Source organism: Runella sp. MFBS21, from assembly GCF_029433105.1.
Classification (GTDB): Bacteria; Bacteroidota; Bacteroidia; order Cytophagales; family Spirosomataceae; genus Runella.
The window spans coordinates 12,141-31,032 of record NZ_JARNTW010000034.1 but is presented as its reverse complement, the minus strand read 5'-3'; the positions used below and the strand labels follow the sequence as shown (position 1 = coordinate 31,032).

The 18,892-nt window shown below is 40.0% G+C and carries 17 protein-coding genes and 1 tRNA gene; 8 read left to right on the top strand and 10 right to left on the bottom strand.

Features of this window, described 5'->3' with window-relative positions; all coding sequences use genetic code 11:
* Window positions 1–44 precede the first annotated feature (44 nt).
* The 5 genes from ubiE to P1X15_RS31215 all read left to right on the top strand — a co-directional run bounded on the left by ubiE (window position 45) and on the right by P1X15_RS31215 (window position 6,033).
* The gene (gene ubiE, locus P1X15_RS31235; protein ID WP_277342034.1) at window positions 45–767 is read left to right on the top strand and encodes a bifunctional demethylmenaquinone methyltransferase/2-methoxy-6-polyprenyl-1,4-benzoquinol methylase UbiE; all 723 of its coding nucleotides are present in this window, start codon (window positions 45–47) and stop codon (window positions 765–767) included.
* 2 nt (window positions 768–769) lie between these two features.
* Window positions 770–1,492 carry an outer membrane beta-barrel protein gene (locus P1X15_RS31230; protein ID WP_277342033.1) on the top strand — a complete coding sequence of 241 codons (723 nt, stop codon included), beginning with the start codon at window positions 770–772 and terminating at the stop codon, window positions 1,490–1,492.
* A gap of 121 nt (window positions 1,493–1,613) precedes the next feature.
* Window positions 1,614–2,573 (top strand): isopenicillin N synthase family oxygenase, encoded by a 960-nt coding sequence (locus tag P1X15_RS31225; protein ID WP_277342032.1) that lies wholly within the window; start codon window positions 1,614–1,616, stop codon window positions 2,571–2,573.
* 66 nt (window positions 2,574–2,639) lie between these two features.
* Entirely contained in the window at window positions 2,640–3,842 is a 1,203-nt protein-coding gene (chrA, locus tag P1X15_RS31220; RefSeq protein ID WP_277342031.1) for a chromate efflux transporter, read from the top strand.
* A 43-nt stretch (window positions 3,843–3,885) separates the two neighbouring features.
* On the top strand, window positions 3,886–6,033 hold the full coding sequence (locus tag P1X15_RS31215) for a S46 family peptidase (protein WP_277342030.1): 2,148 nt from the start codon (window positions 3,886–3,888) through the stop codon (window positions 6,031–6,033).
* 79 nt (window positions 6,034–6,112) lie between these two features.
* On the opposite strand, the gene der is transcribed toward P1X15_RS31215, so the two are convergent.
* Both der and era read right to left on the bottom strand, forming a co-directional pair.
* Window positions 6,113–7,420, bottom strand: a complete 1,308-nt coding sequence (der, locus tag P1X15_RS31210) for a ribosome biogenesis GTPase Der (RefSeq protein WP_277342029.1) — start codon at window positions 7,418–7,420, stop codon at window positions 6,113–6,115.
* Window positions 7,421–7,492: 72 nt separating this feature from the next.
* A complete protein-coding gene (gene era / locus P1X15_RS31205) occupies window positions 7,493–8,419 on the bottom strand; it encodes a GTPase Era (RefSeq protein ID WP_277342028.1) in 927 nt (308 codons plus the stop codon).
* A 117-nt stretch (window positions 8,420–8,536) separates the two neighbouring features.
* On the opposite strand from era, the gene P1X15_RS31200 reads away from it, so the two are divergent.
* Window positions 8,537–8,609: transfer RNA gene (locus P1X15_RS31200), tRNA-Met, on the top strand.
* Between the two features lie 42 nt (window positions 8,610–8,651).
* On the opposite strand, the gene P1X15_RS31195 is transcribed toward P1X15_RS31200, so the two are convergent.
* Window positions 8,652–9,734, bottom strand: coding sequence for a Gfo/Idh/MocA family protein (locus P1X15_RS31195; protein WP_277342027.1), 1,083 nt, complete (start codon window positions 9,732–9,734; stop codon window positions 8,652–8,654).
* A gap of 114 nt (window positions 9,735–9,848) precedes the next feature.
* A complete protein-coding gene (locus tag P1X15_RS31190) occupies window positions 9,849–11,117 on the bottom strand; it encodes a pyridoxal phosphate-dependent aminotransferase family protein (protein ID WP_277342026.1) in 1,269 nt (422 codons plus the stop codon).
* Between the two features lie 229 nt (window positions 11,118–11,346).
* Here P1X15_RS31190 and P1X15_RS31185 point away from each other — a divergent pair, with 229 nt between their 5' ends.
* A complete protein-coding gene (locus tag P1X15_RS31185) occupies window positions 11,347–11,691 on the top strand; it encodes a hypothetical protein (RefSeq protein WP_277342025.1) in 345 nt (114 codons plus the stop codon).
* Window positions 11,692–11,719: 28 nt separating this feature from the next.
* Here P1X15_RS31185 and P1X15_RS31180 read toward each other — a convergent pair whose 3' ends face one another.
* From P1X15_RS31180 to P1X15_RS31165, 4 genes are all read right to left on the bottom strand, one after another.
* A complete protein-coding gene (locus P1X15_RS31180) occupies window positions 11,720–12,973 on the bottom strand; it encodes an O-antigen ligase (protein ID WP_277342024.1) in 1,254 nt (417 codons plus the stop codon).
* A gap of 25 nt (window positions 12,974–12,998) precedes the next feature.
* A complete protein-coding gene (locus P1X15_RS31175; protein WP_277342023.1) occupies window positions 12,999–14,132 on the bottom strand; it encodes a glycosyltransferase family 4 protein in 1,134 nt (377 codons plus the stop codon).
* Window positions 14,129–14,878, bottom strand: a complete 750-nt coding sequence (locus P1X15_RS31170; protein WP_277342022.1) for a class I SAM-dependent methyltransferase — start codon at window positions 14,876–14,878, stop codon at window positions 14,129–14,131. The genes P1X15_RS31175 and P1X15_RS31170 overlap by 4 nt, the downstream gene beginning before the upstream one ends.
* Window positions 14,879–14,985: 107 nt before the next feature.
* Entirely contained in the window at window positions 14,986–16,032 is a 1,047-nt protein-coding gene (locus P1X15_RS31165) for a glycosyltransferase (protein WP_277342021.1), read from the bottom strand.
* Window positions 16,033–16,152: 120 nt separating this feature from the next.
* Between P1X15_RS31165 and P1X15_RS31160 the strand changes: the two genes are divergently transcribed.
* The gene (locus P1X15_RS31160; RefSeq protein WP_277342020.1) at window positions 16,153–17,445 is read left to right on the top strand and encodes an acetylxylan esterase; all 1,293 of its coding nucleotides are present in this window, start codon (window positions 16,153–16,155) and stop codon (window positions 17,443–17,445) included.
* Between the two features lie 41 nt (window positions 17,446–17,486).
* On the opposite strand, the gene P1X15_RS31155 is transcribed toward P1X15_RS31160, so the two are convergent.
* Together P1X15_RS31155 and P1X15_RS31150 are read right to left on the bottom strand one after the other, a co-directional pair.
* On the bottom strand, window positions 17,487–17,723 hold the full coding sequence (locus tag P1X15_RS31155; protein WP_277342019.1) for a PspC domain-containing protein: 237 nt from the start codon (window positions 17,721–17,723) through the stop codon (window positions 17,487–17,489).
* A 162-nt stretch (window positions 17,724–17,885) separates the two neighbouring features.
* Window positions 17,886–18,881: a phosphotriesterase gene (locus P1X15_RS31150; RefSeq protein ID WP_277342018.1), complete on the bottom strand. Its 996-nt coding sequence runs from the start codon at window positions 18,879–18,881 to the stop codon at window positions 17,886–17,888.
* Between the last annotated feature and the right edge of the window lie 11 nt (window positions 18,882–18,892).

Here is an 18,892-nt window from a genome sequence, read left to right as displayed (position 1 = left end):
CCTTGTGTTCAATTGTTTCATCATTGTTTTCTGGCTTCGCAACCATGACAGTAGTTCCTTATAAAGATAAAACCACGGGCAAACGTGAGCAAATTGCCGAAATGTTTGACAATGTTTCGCCTAAATATGACCTTCTCAATCATCTCCTTAGTGCAGGAATTGATATTTATTGGCGCAAAAAAGCCATCAAGCTTCTTCAGAAAGAAAAGCCCCAAACTATTCTTGACATTGCCACTGGTACGGGAGATTTTGCCATTGAAGCGCTCAAGCTCAACCCTAAAAAAATCGTAGGTGTCGATATTTCAGAAGGGATGCTGGCAGTAGGTAGAGAAAAAATCAAAAAACTTGGCAAGGAAAATGTTATAGAACTTCGTACAGGAGATTCTGCTCATTTGCCTTTTAGCGACAATTCTTTCGATGCCCTTACGGCTTCTTTTGGCGTTCGTAACTTCGAAAATTTGCTTTTGGGGCTGACAGATATGTATAGAGTCATGAAGCCTGGCGGAACTTGTGTGATTTTGGAATTTTCAAAACCGAAAACTTTCCCTTTCAAACAATTATACAACTTTTACTTTCGTTACATTTTACCGATTATAGGACGAATGGTGTCAAAAGATACTTCAGCGTATACTTACCTTCCCGAGTCGGTGCAAGCGTTTCCTGATGGAAATGACTTCTTGAAAATTTACGAACAGGCGGGCTTTAAACACACAAAATGTATACCACTCACTTTTGGGATTTGTTCGATTTATGTAGGAAAAAAATAAGAATGGCCTTCCAAACTCGCCTTCTTATTACTCAACGTAATGGCTTGCTGATAGGCGTTTTATTATTGGGCTTAGGTCCTTTGATTCCCAGTCAGGCCCAAACGATGCAATATTTCCGCAAAAATCTAGAATACTATGATGATAAACCCATCCACTTTGGATATTTGATGGGCTTACCTTTGACTCGATTTCATTTTGTGCATGGAGACGATTTCCTCACTCAAGATACCACAAGTCGAATCACTTCTCCTCGAACAGCCGGCTTTCGTATGGGTTTTGTGGTAAATGCCTACCTCAACGAGCACTGGGATATTCGTACGACTCCTACGGTAGCTCTTTATGACCGAGTTCTTGAATACGAATACGCCGGAGGTACTAAGCGCAAAGAATTGCGGGAAGCTACTTGGTTTGAGATTCCTCTTCTGTTAAAATACAAATCTCAACGTCGTAAAAACTCCCGTATGTACATGATTGGAGGTGTCACGTTGGGTTTAGAAACCAATGTAAGGCGACGGCTCCAGCAAGGTTCTGACCGCCTCAATGCCAAAAGCGTTGATTTGAGCATTGATTATGGTTTTGGTTTCGAGCAATTTTTGGCTTATACCAAATTCTCTCCTGAGATTCGTTTTTCGCACGGAATCGTCAATCTCAACCAAAATACCGCAGGTAGCAGTATTCGCCGTCTTACTTCTCATACCGTTAGTATTTATTTCATGTTTGAATAAACCGTTTGTTTTTTCAAACTTTGCATTACACAATTCTTTTTGATTTTAGGATGGTTGGCTCTGGGCTTTTTGTGGCCCAAGTATTACTGTTTAAAATCTATACTATCAACATCTGAGAACCATGCAACAAAGTACACTTCTAGACGAAATTCCATCCTTAGATCTTTCTGATTTTACTTCCGGTAGCAATACGCTCAAAGCTAAATTTGTGCAAGATTTAGGAGCCGCTTTCAACAATATCGGTTTTGTTTGTATCAAAAATCATGGATTGACCGAAGACCTAAGATTGAAACTCTACGATTCTGTTCAGGCTTTTTTTAAAAAACCCGATGAAATAAAACGTAAATATGAATTTCCTGAGTTACACGGTCAACGTGGGTATATTGGAAAGGGTAAAGAAAAAGCCAAAGGCTTTAAAGTAGCTGATCTTAAAGAATTTTATCATATAGGGCAGCCCCAACCCGAAGGCGATATGCCACACAATGTATTTCCTACCGAAACTCCCGAGTTTGAAGTTTATGGTCTTGAGGTATACAAAATTTTTGAAAATACGGGTAAAACTCTCCTCAAGGCGATTGCCATTTATTTAGGATTAGACGAAAATTATTTTGAAGATAAAGTTCGTAATGGTGATAGTATTTTGAGGGCCCTCCATTATTTTCCTTTAGATCCTACTACCGTACCTGACGGAGCCGTGCGAGCAGCCGCTCACGGCGACATCAACCTTATTACGTTGCTTATGGGTGCAAGTGCCGAAGGCCTAGAGGTACTTCGCAGAGATGGAAAATGGATTGGCATCACAGCTCTTCCAGATCAAATTGTGGTCAATGTAGGTGACATGCTTGACCGCCTTACCAATCACCATCTCAAATCTACGATTCACCGGGTTGTCAATCCTCCACGTGAAAAAATGAACACGTCTCGTTATTCTATTCCTTTTTTTATGCACCCACGTGCCGATATGCATTTGACTTGTTTGGAAAGTTGTGTGGATGCATCTCATCCCAAAATGTACGTAGATATGACCGCTGGTGAGTTTCTGAACGAACGCCTCATCGAACTTGGTCTAAAAAAAGCTTAGAAAATCATATATTAATACTTTTAGCTAATGACGTAGTCGCACTCCATCACACTTATTTCTTTTATCGTGTTTCAACCAGTATTGCACCCTCCCGTCAAACGGATTCGGTACCTCATCTTTCTCAAAGATGTGGCGATACTGGCTTTGACCTGTTTTGGGGGGCCACAAGTGCATTTAGTTATGTTTTTGGACAAATTTGTCAAAAAACGACGTTATCTGACGGAAGCCGAACTTCTAGAATTACAATCGCTTTGCCAAATTTTACCCGGCCCTACTTCTACTCAGACCATTACGGCGCTAGGCTTTAAGATAGGTGGTCCTAATTTAGCTTACTTGACGCTTTTGGTATGGTCCCTACCAGCAGTGATTGCCATGACAGCTCTAGGGTTTGGAATTAATTACCTCCAAAATCAACATATATCCATCGCTTTTATGCGATTTGTGGAGCCTATGGCCATTGCTTTTCTAGTTTATGGAGGGTTTAATATTGGCGCTAAGGTTATCCTAACCTCCTCTCACTGGATTATATTGGTAATTTCGACAGTCATAGCATATAGTTTTCCTTCGCCTTACATGACTCCTGTAGTGATAGTACTTGGCGGGTTAGCCACATCCTTGCAATACCAAAAACACACCAAAATGGACAAAGCTCCCATTCATATCGAATGGGCTAATTTTTTCTTATGGCTGGGGGTATTGGTTTTTGCAGCGATTTTAGGGGCAATTACCCACTCTCTTCCTATCCGTTTGTTCGAGAATTTTTATCGGAACGGCAGTCTTGTATTTGGAGGAGGTCAAGTACTAAACACCATGCTTTACACCGAATTTGTGGAGTTTAAGCAATATCTCACACGGCAGGAGTTTCTGTCAGGTATGGCTTTTGCACAAATTGTACCTGGCCCTGTTTTTTCGGTGGCCTCTTACATTGGTGCACTATCTATGCGTACAGAAGGTGTATCGGGACAGCTATGGGGAAGTTTCGGAGCTACGATGGGTATTTTCTTGCCAGGCACCTTTCTTATTTTCTTTGTTTATCGATTCTGGAACGAACTCAAAAAATACAGGGGAGTCAGAGCATCACTTGAAGGAATCAACGCCGCTAGTGTAGGGCTTACGGCGGCGGCAGCCATCAGGATGTTTATCCCAACCGCCACGGATACTACGGCGGTTTTTACTATTATAGGGACTTTTCTCGTATTACAACTAACCAAAACCCCTCCTTATATCATTGTATTTGGAGGAATACTACTTGGGATTTTATTTCATTAATTTCTCAAGTATTTACTTTTCAACAATCCAATAATCATTCTTTATGAACAAATTAAAACTTACACTTTTCTCTTTTCTTTTAGGAGCAAGTGTGTCTTTTGCTTCTGACCCTACCGACGAAGGGATGTGGCTTCCTTCTCTGATTGGGAAAAATGAAGCACAAATGAAAAAACAGGGCTTCAAACTTACCGCCAAAGACATCTACGACATCAACAATGCCAGTCTTAAAGATGCAATAGTCAGAATGGGGGGAGGGTTTTGTACTGGCGAAATTGTTTCTGACAAAGGGCTTCTCTTTACCAATCACCACTGTGGCTATGATGCCATTGCTACGCTTTCTACTCCTGCTGACAATATACTAGACAACGGTTTTTGGGCAAAATCAAATGCCCAAGAACGCCCCGTAGAAGGGCTTTATATTGATATTTTGGTAAGAATGGAGGACGTAACCGAACAAATCTTACCAAAACTTGAAGGGCTAGGCGAAAAAGAAAGAGCCTCAAAAGTGAATCAACTCGGCAATGAAATCTCTCAAAAAGCCACTGACGGGACTTCCTACAATGCTTCTGTGAAAGAATTTGCCAAAGGAAATGCCTATTATTTGTTTGTGTTTGAGAAATTTTCTGACATCCGATTGGTAGGGACGCCTCCCCAAAGCATCGGTAAATATGGTGGCGATACCGACAACTGGGAATGGCCTCGCCATACAGGTGACTTTTCGGTATTTAGGATTTATGCCAACAAAGACAATAAAGGGGCGGATTATTCCAAAGACAATGTCCCTTACAAACCAAAAAAATTCTTACCTATTTCTTTAAAAGGTATCAAACCTGGCGATTTTGCGATGGTATTTGGTTTTCCTGGACGCACCAATCGTTATGAAACTTCGATGGGTATCAAGCTCGCTATCGACAAAGTCAACCCAGGCATCATCAAAAATCGCGATATTAGGCTGAAAGCTTGGAAAGAAGAAATGGATAAAGACGTCGCGACCAAACTTGCTTTGGCCTCGGAATATGCTAGTATCGCCAATTATTGGAAGTATTTTATCGGTCAGACCCAACAGCTAGTTCGTCTAAAAGTGTACGACCAAAAAGTAGCTTTGGAAAATCAGTTTAGAACTTGGGCCAAAGGAAAGCCCGCCTATGAAGATATTTTTGACCAATGGCAAGTAGCTTACGCGTCTTATGAGCCATACGCGACCCACTCTACCTATTTGAATCAAGGGATTGTAGGAGCTCATATTGCTGCATTAGCCTTACCAATGGCCGTGGCAGAAGAACAACTCAAAGACCCCGCTAAAATCCAGGGTATCACTGAGCGTTTCAGAAGTAGAGGCGAAGAGTTTTTTAAGTCATTTAACCTTCCTTCTGATCAAAAAATAGTAGCCCAAACTCTTTTGGCTTTTTATAATGATATTCCGAAAGATCAGCATCCGGCTATTATCAAAGAAATTTTAAACAAGTTTTCGGCGGGTACTCCCGAAGAATCGTTTAAAAAGTTTGCCCAAGAAATGTATCTTACAAGTGTTTTTACGGACAAAGACCGTTTCAACAAATTCTTAGACTCACCTAAATACGAGACTTTATCAAACGATTGGGCGTTTAAATATTTTGCTGATTTTCGGAAAAACTACCTTTCGAAATATGCCAAATACAATGCTGATTTTCAGGAAATTGATAAAAAACTATCTCGTTTGTATATCAAAGGGCTAAGCGAAATGAATCCGAGCCTTGTCGAATATCCAGATGCTAATAGCACCCTACGTGTGAGCTATGGCAATGTACAAGACTATGACCCACGTGATGGGGTGCATTATAATTATAAAACAACCATGACGGGCGTTATAGAAAAGTACAAACCTGGTGATGATGAATTTGACCTTCCCAAAAACTTTTTGGACCTCTATAAAAACAAAGATTTTGGTCAGTATGCCGAGAATGGCGACATTACAGTAGGCTTTATTACCAACAACGACATCACGGGCGGGAATTCAGGAAGCCCTGTTATCAATGCCAAAGGCGAATTGATTGGGTTGGCATTTGATGGTAACTGGGAGGCAATGTCGGGCGACATTGTTTTTGACAAAAAATACAAACGTTGTATCAACGTCGATATCCGCTATGTACTTTGGTGTATCGAAAAACTAGGCGGGTCAGATCTAGTGAAAGAGTTGAAAATCAACAAATAATAATTAAGGTAGTTTATTAAAAATCCCCTAACCTCATTAAGAGATTAGGGGATTTTAATTTTATAGATATGTAAGAAATTTACTTTTCTCTAAAGAATATTGTAATTGGCACTCCTTCAAAATCAAAGTTTTCGCGCATACGATTTTCCAAATATCGCATGTAAGGCTCTTTGATATATTTGGGGTGATTACAGAAAAATACAAACGTAGGTGAGGGCGTTGGCAACTGAATCATGTACTTGATTTTGATATGCTTGCCCCGGTGTGCTGGCGGCGGGTATTTTTCGATCTCTACCTGCATTATCTCATTAAGCTTAGAAGTAGTGATTTTCTTTGTCTTGTTTTCGTACACTTCCATTGCTTTTTCCATTACTTGGAAAATCCGCTGCTTGTCTACTACCGAAGCAAAGATGATGGGCATATAATCCATCGGAGCTAATCTCTCAAGCATTTCTTTGCGGAGTTTGTCGGCCGTTTTGGAATCTTTTTCTATCAAATCCCATTTGTTAACCATTATCAATATTCCTTTTTTGGCTTTGTGGGCCATTCCGATAATATTGAGGTCTTGGGCTTCTAATCCTCGGCTGGCATCTAGCATCACAATCACCACATCCGAATCCTCCATGGCTTTGACTGACCTCAAAGTTGAATAAAACTCAATGGCATCTTTCACCCTCGCCTTACGACGTATCCCAGCCGTATCGACCAAAATAAAGTCTTTGCCATAAGCTTTATAATGGGTATTGATCGCGTCGCGAGTAGTTCCTGCGATGTCGGTAACAATACTTCTTTCTTTTCCTGTCAAAACATTCAGAAACGATGATTTTCCGACATTAGGACGTCCAAGAATCGAAATTTTAGGAATTCCAGCATCGGGATCTTCTATTCCAGCGTTTTTGAAATGTTTTACCACCTCATCCAATAGCTCTCCAGTACCATGACCTGTTTGAGACGAAATAGGGTATGGTTCACCCAATCCCAGCTCATAAAATTCAGCAGAAGCTTGCCTTCTTTCTAGGGTTTCGGCTTTATTGACAACTAAATAAACTGGCTTTTTGGATTTGCGAACCACATTGGCAAATTCTTTATCTAGGTCAGTAAGGCCAGTCATGCTATCTACCATGAAAACAATCACGTCGGCTTCATCCATCGCAATTTCTACTTGTTCACGGATGGCGCCTTCAAAAATATCATCCGAGCCTACTACATATCCTCCCGTATCGATGACGGTAAAATATTGTTCTGTCCAGTACGCATACCCATAATGACGGTCACGCGTTACACCACTTTGGTCATCCATGATGGCCTGGCGTTGTTGAATCAAACGATTAAAAAACGTTGATTTGCCCACATTAGGGCGTCCTACTATTGCTACTATATTTGACATTGTTATGAAAATGTAGAGACACCCTGTGGGGTGTCTGTTTGGCGTTTTGCAGTTTTGTTAGATACCTTACCTCTAGGAGTTCTCGTATCCAAACTGCTTCAACTTCTGTATTTTGTTGCGCCAATCAGGCTCAACTTTTACGTATTGTTCCAAGAACACCTTTTTACCAAAAAACTGTTCCATTTCTTCTCGGGCAGCCATGCCTATTTTTTTGAGCATGCTGCCTTTGTCACCAATAATGATTCCTTTTTGGCTTTGTCTTTCTACCAAAATAACCGCCCTGATGACAATAATATCTTTCTTTTCTTTAAACTCCTCAATTAAAATTTCTGTACTGTAAGGCACCTCTTTTTTATAATTCAAAAAGACTTTTTCGCGAATAATCTCAGCCGCAAAAAAACGTTCGGGCTTATCAGTCAGCTCATCTTTAGGAAAATAAGGTGGATGCACAGGCAAGTATTCCATGATTGCTCCAAACAACTTATCGATACCTTCTTCTTTTAAAGCAGAGATAGGAATAATAGCCGCCGTAAAGAGTTTTTCTTTCCAGAAAGCGATTTTTTCTTCGATTTGCTCAGGAGTAGCCAAGTCCGTTTTATTCAATACCAAAATCACTGCACCTTCGGTACGTGCCAATCGTTGCAAAACATCTTCTTCGTCATGTTTTTCAAAAATATCCACCACAAAAAGCACAATATCTGCATCTTCAAGAGACCCTTGCACAAAATCCATCATCGACTCATGAAGCTTATACTGAGGTTTGATGATTCCAGGGGTATCTGAATATACCAATTGAAAATCAGTACCCTCATGAACGCCATTCAAAATACCCATAATACGGTGACGAGTCGTTTGGGCTTTTGATGTAATGATAGATAGCTTCTCTCCTACCAATACATTCATCAATGTAGATTTTCCAACGTTGGGTTTACCCACAATACTGATAAATCCAGCACGGTGATTGGGACTTACTTGGGGCAATATATTCTCTGCTTCCATTATTTCAATCTATTAGTACCTATCTCTTTTTGATGACCAGAGATATATTTTTTTATTTTTTTTGCAAAGATAGTTGTTTTTTCTGAAAAAGGTCTTACCTTTGCAGTCCCATTACATCGCGGGATAGAGCAGTTGGTAGCTCGTCGGGCTCATAACCCGGAGGTCACAGGTTCGAGTCCTGTTCCCGCTACAAAGCAAAAAGTCGCTGAAAAATCAGCGACTTTTATTTTTTCTATAGCTTCACTACCTTCCCTGTTTTAGCTGATTTTACAGCAGCCTCCAAAATCTCCACCACAATACGATTGATTTCGGGAGATGACAAGTCTTTTTGAGGCTTGATTTCGCCTTTTACTACTGCCGCAAAATAAGTAAAAGGGTCATTGTAGGGTGCTGACAAAGCAGCGATTTGTCGCTTTTCTTCTTCATTTCCCGTCCTTACTTTTAGTTGCAAAGTTTTATCACAAACCACGTATCCTGTCTGCCCATAAACTTCGATGTCTTTTCGGTCAAAAGGCCAATTCCAAGAAGCTTGAAAAATCCCTTGTGCTTTAGGATAAGTCACAATAATGGTAGCTTCATCATCTACCTTTGGATAAATATCGGGTTTGATTTGCTGAGTTATGGCCGATACACTAATGGGTCGCTCTCCTTTCATCAACCAAGTCATGAGATTGGCACCATAACAACCAAAATCAATCACGGCTCCTCCTCCATTCATGACAGGGTCTGTTAGCCAATCCAAAAACTCTTTTGAACATCCAATCTCTTTCGGGCCTCGGTGACCATCATGCACCACTACCTTCCGGATATCTCCCACAGCCTTTTGCTCATGAATCATCTCAAAGGCTCGTTGATGACTTGCATACCAAGTAGTCTCAAAATTTGTCAATAGATGGATTTTATGCTTTTGGGCTAGTTTTATCATAGCGTCAGCGTGAGCTACACTGACTGCCAAAGGTTTTTCGACCATTACATGAATCCCTTTGGGCGCGCATATTTCCACTACTTGCCTGTGTTCAAAAATACTATTGAACGCGCACACCGCTTCTGGCCGAGTAGCTGCAATCATGGCTTCTGTAGTGGGGTACCACAACTTCTCAGAAAGTTGATAGCGCTTGAGATAACGCAGGGCAAGCTCTTGATTAGGCTCGGCAATTCCTACAATCTCTACATCTTTTTGGGAAGCTCTTCGTAAGATTTGATGAACATGATCGTGAGTAAGCCCTACCACACCTAACCGTAATGGCTGCTGAGCAGCACTCCAAAAGCTGATGTGCAACAGCCCTATCAGCATAAAAGATAGTAAGGATTTCATAAGATGATAAGTTTTGTATTAAAAGTACTTACCTTCCAAAATCCCCTTATATATTCATAAAAAAAGCGGGGAGTCTTGTGCAAAAACTACCCGCTTCTAAAAAATCTATGAAAATTAGGCTTCTATCACCAAATCGGCTCGATACACACCTGCATCTAATTTCTCACGCATGGTATCAAATGCTTCGAGAGTGCGCTCTACATCTTCTAAGGTATGTGCTGCAGTAGGAATGAGCCGCAATATAATCTGCCCTTTAGGAATCACTGGATATACTACTATCGAACAGAAAATCCCCATGTTTTCGCGTAAATCACGCACCATGTTGGTTACTTCTGGTAATCCTCCTTCCAGACCTTGCATAAATACCGGCGTCACTGGCGACGTAGTTTCTCCAATGTTAAACCCTCTTTCTCGTAAACCATTTTGAAGAGCTGCTACAATCTTCCAAAGGTTTTCGCGGAGTTCGGGATGGTTTTTAATCAACTCCAAACGTTTACGCCCTGCTTCCACATACGGCATTGGTAGGGCTTTGGCATACGTTTGGGAGCGCATATTGTATTTAAGGTACATGATAATATCTGGGTCATCTGCTGCTACAAAAGCACCAATCGCAGCCATAGACTTGGCAAAGGTTGAAAAATACAAATCTATCTCCGCCGAAACTCCGAACATCTCACCGACACCTCCTCCATTTTCGCCCATAGTCCCAAACCCATGAGCATCATCTACCAAAAGTCTGAAATTATATTTTTTCTTTAGCTCTACTACCTTATCCAGACTACCTACTTTACCCGACATCCCAAATACGCCTTCAGTAATCACCAATACACCGCCACCTTTTTCATTGGCTAGTTTGGTGGCTCTAATCAAGTTTTTCTCCAAGCTTTCCATATCATTATGGTTAAACTTGTAGTATTGTCCCATTTTTGCTTTATGTAAACGAATACCGTCAATCAAACACGCATGGGCTTCGGCATCATATACAATTACATCCCGATGGTCACATACACACTCTATCACTGACATCACCCCTTGATAACCATAATTGAGCAAAAAAGCATCTTTTTTTCCGACAAACTCCGCCAATTCTTTCTCAAATGCTTCATGATAATCTGAATTTCCAGACATCATACGAGCCCCCATAGGATAGGCAAGTCCCCATTTAGCGCTAGCATTGGCATCTGCTTCACGAACTTCGGGGTGATTGGCTAATCCTAAGTAATTATTTAAGCTCCAATTAAGCACGTCCATTCCTCGAAACCTCATGTGAGGGCCAAGTTCTCCCTCAAGTTTAGGGAAAGAAAAATAATGATGGCTATTTAAGGCCTTGGCAGATGCTCCAATAGGCCCCCAGTTGTTACGTAGTTTCTCGAAAATATCCACTTTATATTGCTTTTTTGAGGGTTAAATCTAGTTTTTAGACAATTTTCTTGCAAAAGTATTGATTCTCAAAACAAATTCAAAAAACATACTCTTATCATCCTTCACTTTAGCTTTATACAAATATACATTTATAGGCGAAAATTAAAATACATCTTTGCTTACTAATCGTACTGGTATTAGTCTAAATTTGTGATAATACTTTTATTAACCGCTCAAATACTTAAAACCAATGGAAGACCAATTAAAAAATGCAGCCGAACAAGCTAAAGCAAAAGCCCAAGAACTAGCCTCTGAGGCTCAAGAAAAGTATGAAGAAATTAAAGGTGAAATCACCGAAAAACTTCAAAGCATTGATGTAGAAGAAATCAAAGCTGAAGCCACCGCAAAAGCCGCCGAACTCAAAGCCGAGGCAGGAGAAGCTCTAGCAGAAGCAAAATTAAAAGCCGAAGAATTAGCGGCTGAAGCTCAAGAAAAATTTGAGGATTTGAAAGAAGAAGCAAGCGAAGCTATCGACAAAGCAACAGACTTTATCAAAGGTTTGTTTGGAGGAGATAATACAGAAGAAAAGAAATAGTCAGCAAGGAAGCTCATGGTTTGATTTTTCATCTATGAGCTTCTTTCAAGGGCTCTTCATACCCATTTTGCCTCAATGTATATTGATTGGAAGAGGCGTGTAAGTAATAAAACAAAAAAGTCATCCAGGGAAAAAACAGAAACTGTCCGGCATTGAGGTTAGATTCAAAATAAGGAATAATAAGAAAAGGCGGCATAAATATAAAATACTGACTATCAAACCTATAGTATTTGATTGCAGCATTAAAAACGAAAAAACATAGAAAAAAAACAAACGTGATACCTCCTCCCGAAAAAAGGATTTCTAGATAAGAATTGTGAGATGCTAATTCGGTTTGTACACCCGCATAATATTGCAAACCTGCCTGAAAATTATCAAATCCAAAGCCAGTAAAAAAGACTCGGGGATTGTTTTCAAAAATTTGAAAGGCATGCTCTGCCAATTCAAGCCGCACCTCTTTTCTTTGATTTCGGATAGTTGCGTACTCTGAACGCAGATTTACAACTGAGTTTGGGCTAGTAATGATATAGTAAGCAAAACCTGCAATACAAACTCCGATAGCTCCTTTTAGGTAGATAGAACTAATCTTGCTCCGCCAAATCACTATCATCGTCGAAAGGCCTAAGCTCGCATAACTACTTCGAGAGCCCATCAAAACAATCGCCCACAAAGTAACCACCCCCGTTGCAAAAAAGGTATACTTAAGCCAAGTAGGCATCTTGTAATTAGTATACAAATCAAAACTTAGTATAACAAATACCGTACATGCCCAGCTCAAAACATTTGTCTTATAATTACTAATACTCTGACCATAAGCATTTTCGGTTTGAAAAGCGACGCCATTGCTTAGCATAATTAGCACAGGGAAGAAATAGGCTAGGCTAAAAATTTGAAGCAATTTAATTTTTGCCTCATCTTTAGAATAGTTTTCAAAAAGATAAATAATAAAGTAGTTGATATAAATCAGAAAAGGAATCCAAGCAATGAGTCGTTGTAAACTACGTATAAAATCAACACTGAAAGGAGACACCAAAAAATATAGCAACAAAAATATGTATAGAACCCAGCTTTTATGCCTGTCAAATAAATATTTCTTATTGCGCCCAGTCCACAAAATGCTTCCTAGTGAGACCATTACCAATCCCACTCTCAAAACTTTTGCGGCCTGAAAAGCCTCTCCACGTAGTCCATAGCCATATACAACCGCAAATACGTTCAGAAAAAACATGACCAAGTGCCAATCCCACCGCTGCTGATTTTTAAAAACATGACGCCACTGCATACTTTTCTTTGTTTTTGATACTCCTCTATACTTTTACCACAGTCATGAGCATTTCTACAAAGTTGCGTAACATTTCGTCTTTAGAAAACTTTCGAATAAAATTCCTACCATTTTGGGCTTTCTCTAAGCGAAGCGTAGGATTTTGAATACATTCTTCAATAGCATTGGCCAAATCCTGAGCATTTGAAGGCTCTATGAGCCAGCCATTTTTACCATTGTCTATTACCTCAGGAATCCCCCCTACCCATGTGCTAATGACCGAAATTCCATGCGCTAATGCTTCTATATTTGCTACCCCAAACGCTTCTGTATAAGAAGGCACACAAAAAATATCATGACTTCTCATGCAAGCATAGACACGGTCTTGAGGCTGAGGACCAAGGTATTCTAACTTTACATGAAATATTTGGGAGAAAAAAGACTTTAAATGCGCTTCAAACCAAGGTTCTGGCCCTATTACTGTCAACAAAAATTGGTACTTCTCTAAGCGTTTAAGGGCTTCGGCCAAAAGTGGCAGTTGGCCTACTAAATAGTCAGCTTTGACAAATAGAATTTTGATGGGTTCTTTAAAATTACGGGTAGGATTGAATTCAACATCATCTAACGCAATGGACTTATACAATTTTGTGACCTTCTCCGGGGACACTTTGTAAGTAGTCTCAATTCGTTTTTTTAGAAACTGAGAGTTGGCAATGATGAGTTGGTGATGATGTGCTGAAAGCCGCTCAAATTGCTTAAACAAAAACCTTTTAAACCATAAGGCACTAAAAGTGAAATTTTTCCAAGTAGAGAGCATGTTTTTTTCATCATTTATCATTCCTACTGTGGGCTTAGTGGAAACCAAACTCGCCCATGTTCCATTGAATGAATTGATGAATACTAGTACATCAAAATCGTAGCTTTTTTGAATTTTTTTTATGTGGTTGTAGTAAACAAACCACCTCAAAATCTGCCCAATTGGTTTTAAAATTCGGGGGATATTGAGTCTTACTTTATAAACATATTTCAAAGTCACCAACCGCTCTTCAGACACATCTTCTGTCAGAACTCTTACCTCATGGGCTGGCAAAGTTTCGTTAATTTCCAAAATAAGATTGGCAAACTTTACCGGCCCATTGGTTACATTTTCAAAAGCATTTGTACAAAATAAAATCTTCATTTTTTCTTTGTCGCAACATAGATTCTCTCATTTGGAGGAATACCATATCGTTCATAATCAACATTTTGGGCGGTTATCTCCTCTACTTCAAATCCTTCTGCTCTGATTCTATCCGCATAGTCTTGTCCATAATACCACCTCTGGTCATGTCCATGATAAAGCGTCTGTTTTTCTTCGGCAGAAATATCTTTATCCGAAAAGGAATGCGCTCTTGAGTAATCAATAGGGTCATGTAAAACTACATAACCGCCTGGTTTGAGTACCCTCTGTATCTCTTGAAGGGCTTTGGAATTGTCAATGACCATTACCAATACTCCAATCGCTATCACCACATCAAAGGTAGCATTTTCAAACTTAATGTCGTCGATAGACATTACATAATCTGGACGCACCGTAATACTACTCGTAAATGTAGTCATGTTGTCTGCCGTAGTATAATCAATATAAGGTCGAGACCTTATACTCTCATATAAACATATGTCAGGGGCGAAATGAAGTACTTTTTTAGGAAGGGCTTCATAAAAGCCTAACTTTTCCTTGAGAGTAATGTAAGCAAGACGGTGCCTCTCCAGAGACTTGCAACTTGGACAATAAGCATTGGCCCGATAACGAAATGGCATAAAAGCCTTGTATCTACGCCCACAAATAGGGCATTGGACCTTGTTTCCTAACCGGTAAGGAATGCTTCGCATTTGGAGCCGCACACTACGAAGCTGACCTAGGACAAAGTAATTGTAGGGTATCATGTGTAAACATACGATTGGGTGTCTTTAGCATCATTTGATGGTGTGGCTTGCAACTAACAAAATCGGTGTGGCTTAGCAGCAACAGACATCAAACAACAACACCTTCCCTACAGCTTAAACAGCTTCACAAGGTCTTGATAATTTGTGGTATCAGCTATTTCAAAGTTTCGTCTTCCTATTGACTCCAAATCGCTCTCTCTCACAATTTGTAGACAATTTTTTAAGGAATAACGGTGGTTATCAAAAAGTAATGGTAATTGGTGGCCCAATAAACGCTCCGTGGCATCGGTTCGCAAAGTTACAATGGGCTTACTAAAAGACATCGCTAGATCAATAGACCCCGAATGGTCGATTCGCATGAAGGGCAAAACCACTACATCGGCAGCATTGAAAAAAAACTGTACTTCTTCTTTTTCAATGAAACGATGAAACCATTGAATGTTAGTATTATCTTTCGCTTTTGCTGTTAGCTGTTCCCAGTATTGGGTATCGTAACTTTTCCCTGCAATTATAAGACAATTTTTTGATTCTTCTAACTCCCCATACACGGTTAATAAATCTTTTATTCCTTTATAGGGCTTCAGTTCTCCAAAAAACAAATACACAAACTTATCTTCTTCAATACCAAGATTTTTTCGACTTGTTTGTTTGTCCACTAGGTTGGGATAATAATAATGATACGGCACATCTTGAATCACTAATACTCTCTGCTCTTTTAGCCCAAATTTAGAGAGGGCTTGGCGTTTTACTTCTTCTGAGTACACTCTGATATGATTACATTGTCTAAGAAAAAAACCATATATCTTTCGTTCTAAGCCCAGCCAAATTCCCGCATGGTTTTGAAGATTATGAAGCGTGTGTACAATCTTTACTTTATAAATATTTTTGGCCATGAGAATCTCTACAACAAAAGCCAGCGACTTTAGCAACGACCATCCAAAGCTCTTTCCAATAATAAAACTGTGTACCCAATCATAGTACAAAAACGTAGGCTTATGCTTTTTTAGGGCCTGATATGTACTTCCCAAGGCGTATTTTTCACCAATAACAACCTCCATTTGGTTTTGCCTCAGAAAATTTACCATCTCATATTGAAAAGGATTTTCGGCGCCAGCATCCGGCAGCACCACAATACGTATAGATGAAGAAGACAAGGTTACTCTTTTTAGGTTTAATGCGACAAATGTACAAATTGTGCTTAGAAAAATGGAGACCTCGTCTTTTGGTTATGTTTATCAGCTCCTTAATCTTTTACTTCTTTATCCGTATATCCCATGAAAAGAGTTAGTTTATCATTTATTTACCTTCTCAGTGTCTTTACCGTTTGGGCACAGCCTGCCGAAAAACTCTATAAAGTAATAGTAGCTCCTGATCATTTTGACTGGACTTACAAAACAGGAGAAAATGTCAAGTTTACGATTTCGGTTCTTCAAAATGGTAACTTGGTCAAAAATGCCCGTATTCGTTATGAAATTGGGCCAGAAAAAATGGAACCTACAAAAAAAGAAACCATTACACTTCCTTCTGGGGCTATTACCTTGGATGGGGGAACAATGAAAACAAGTGGTTTTTTAAGATGTATTGCTATTGCAGAAATTGACGGTAAAGAATACAAAAATCTGGCAACGGCTGGTTTTGAGCCTCTTACTATCAAGCCCACTGTTGAAAACCCTACAGATTTTGATACTTTTTGGGAAACCGCTAAGGCAGATTTAGCCAAAATCCCCATGGATGCTAAAATGACCCTACTTCCCGAACGCTGTACCGAAACGGTGAATGTGTATCACCTCAATTTGCAAAACTTCCGGATGGGAGCACGGGTGTATGGGATTTTGTGTGTTCCAAAAAAAGAAGGTAAATATCCCGCACTTTTGCATGTTCCAGGCGCGGGGGTACGAGCGTATGCAGGAGACATTGCCAATGCTACCAAAGGAATCATTACGTTACAAATCGGGATTCATGGCATTCCAGTTACAATGGACCCCTCTGTTTATCTAGATTTGGGGGCAGGTGCTTTTAATGGCTATATGAACTACGGTTCTGATGATCGTGACCGTTTTTACTACAAACGCGTCTATCTTGGCTGTGTTCGTGCCAATGATTTCTTGACAAGTTTGCCACAATTTGATGGTACTAATCTCGCCGTAACAGGCGGGAGTCAAGGTGGTGCTTTGTCTATCATTACGGCGGCGCTTGATAATAGGGTCAAATGGTTGGGAGCTTTTTATCCAGCCTTATCGGATGTAACTGGCTATTTGAAAGGAAGAGCGGGTGGATGGCCTCATTACTTTGACAAAAATGCACTTGCCTACAATAATAAACCAGAAAAAATCACCACGCTTGGCTATTATGATGTCGTTAATTTTGCTCGTAGAGTCAAAGTCCCTGGTTATTATTCATGGGGTTTCAATGACGAGACATGCCCTCCTACTTCTATGTATGCGGCTTACAATGTGATTTCAGCGCCCAAAGATTTGTACTTAGCTCTCGAAACAGGTCACTGGACTTATCCTGAGCAGCACGAACGAATGACCGGATGGCTTGTCAATAAACTAAAGAATCAATAAAAAAAGCCGAGCAATGCTCGGCTTTTTTTATTGATTCTTTTTTAACTCTGAGGCACTTCTACTAGGTTAGATGTAGTATTTTGGCGAGTACCTTTAGGCATGATAGCCCAAAAAACAATGTAAATAATGATGACAGGTACGTGAATAAAAGCGAAAAAAGACGCTATCCACAAAATACGCATCAAAGTAATATCTATCCCAAAGTAATCGGCTAAACCAGCGGCTACACCACCTATTTTACTTTCCGAAGGGATTCTGTGCAATTGTTTCGTTGTCATGGCTTTAGGTATTTAAAATGTTTTAATGACTGTTTTTTTTGTTTCTTTGGCTGTTATTGTTGATTCAAAGGTACTATGTATTACCAAGTAATCAAACAAAGTCTTTATCAGTGGCTAAAACACTAGCCAAACGGTGATTTTTGAGGAAGAATTCTGACGTTATTATATTTTTCTTACTCTAAGGCTAAAAGCTTCAGCAGGGTTGTGAACCAACAATTGCTCAAAATCGCCATTGTCAAATCCCTTTGTCTTAAGTATCGGAAATAATTTCTCAAAAATAGAGCTATACCCTACAAACTCTCCTCCCCTTTCCTCTCCAGGCTTATACCAGCCTGCATCATGCGAAATCAGCACTTTATGCAAGAGTTTGTTGGATTTGAGCAAATCAAGCCATATAGCATATTTTTCCCAGTCTCCCCATCCTATCCCATCTAAGCTTACCCAAGCCCCCATTTGAGCGGCTTTGGTATAAAAGTTTTTGTTTGTTTCATTTTGGGCATGTACCCACACAAAAGCGCTAGGATGCACCCCTAGCTGTTGTAGTTGTTCTATTTCTTCAAATGCCGCTACGGCTGGTCCAGTATGTGAACAAATAGTCAGCCCTGTTTTGAGATGGGTGAGCCCTGCTGCACGTATAAGCTTCCGATGAAGGTCAGAAAGGGGAGCAGGATTTACGCCTATTTTTATAAAACCTGGTTTTATGGTAGTTCCTTCTATTCCTTTTTCAAATTCGGCGCACCATCGTGCGGCCAACTGCTCTGCGGTTTCTTCAAATGCCCATTTGGGTAAATATTTATTATCCACTGCTCCATAGTATCCCGTATTTGTTAGGATTTGAAGGCCGCTTGCTTGAGCTGCTTGTTGCAGTAAAACTACATCTCTTCCCAAAAATGCAGGTGTACAGTCAAAGAGTGTTTTTACGCCTTGTTTTTTTACTTCCAATAGATACGGCAATACCACCTCCAATACTTCTTTCCGATTCCAGCGTCCCGAGTGGATTTGGTCTGCTCCAATAAAATCTACTAACAGATGTTCGTGGATAAGTGTTTTTCCCATTTGTTTAGTACTCATTGCCCCGTTGATAGTCATGATTTGCCTTTCTTTTTGTAGAAAAGGCACGAGAGAAGTAGCAAGTAAAAATTGGCGGCGAGAAATCATAGCGAAAGTTT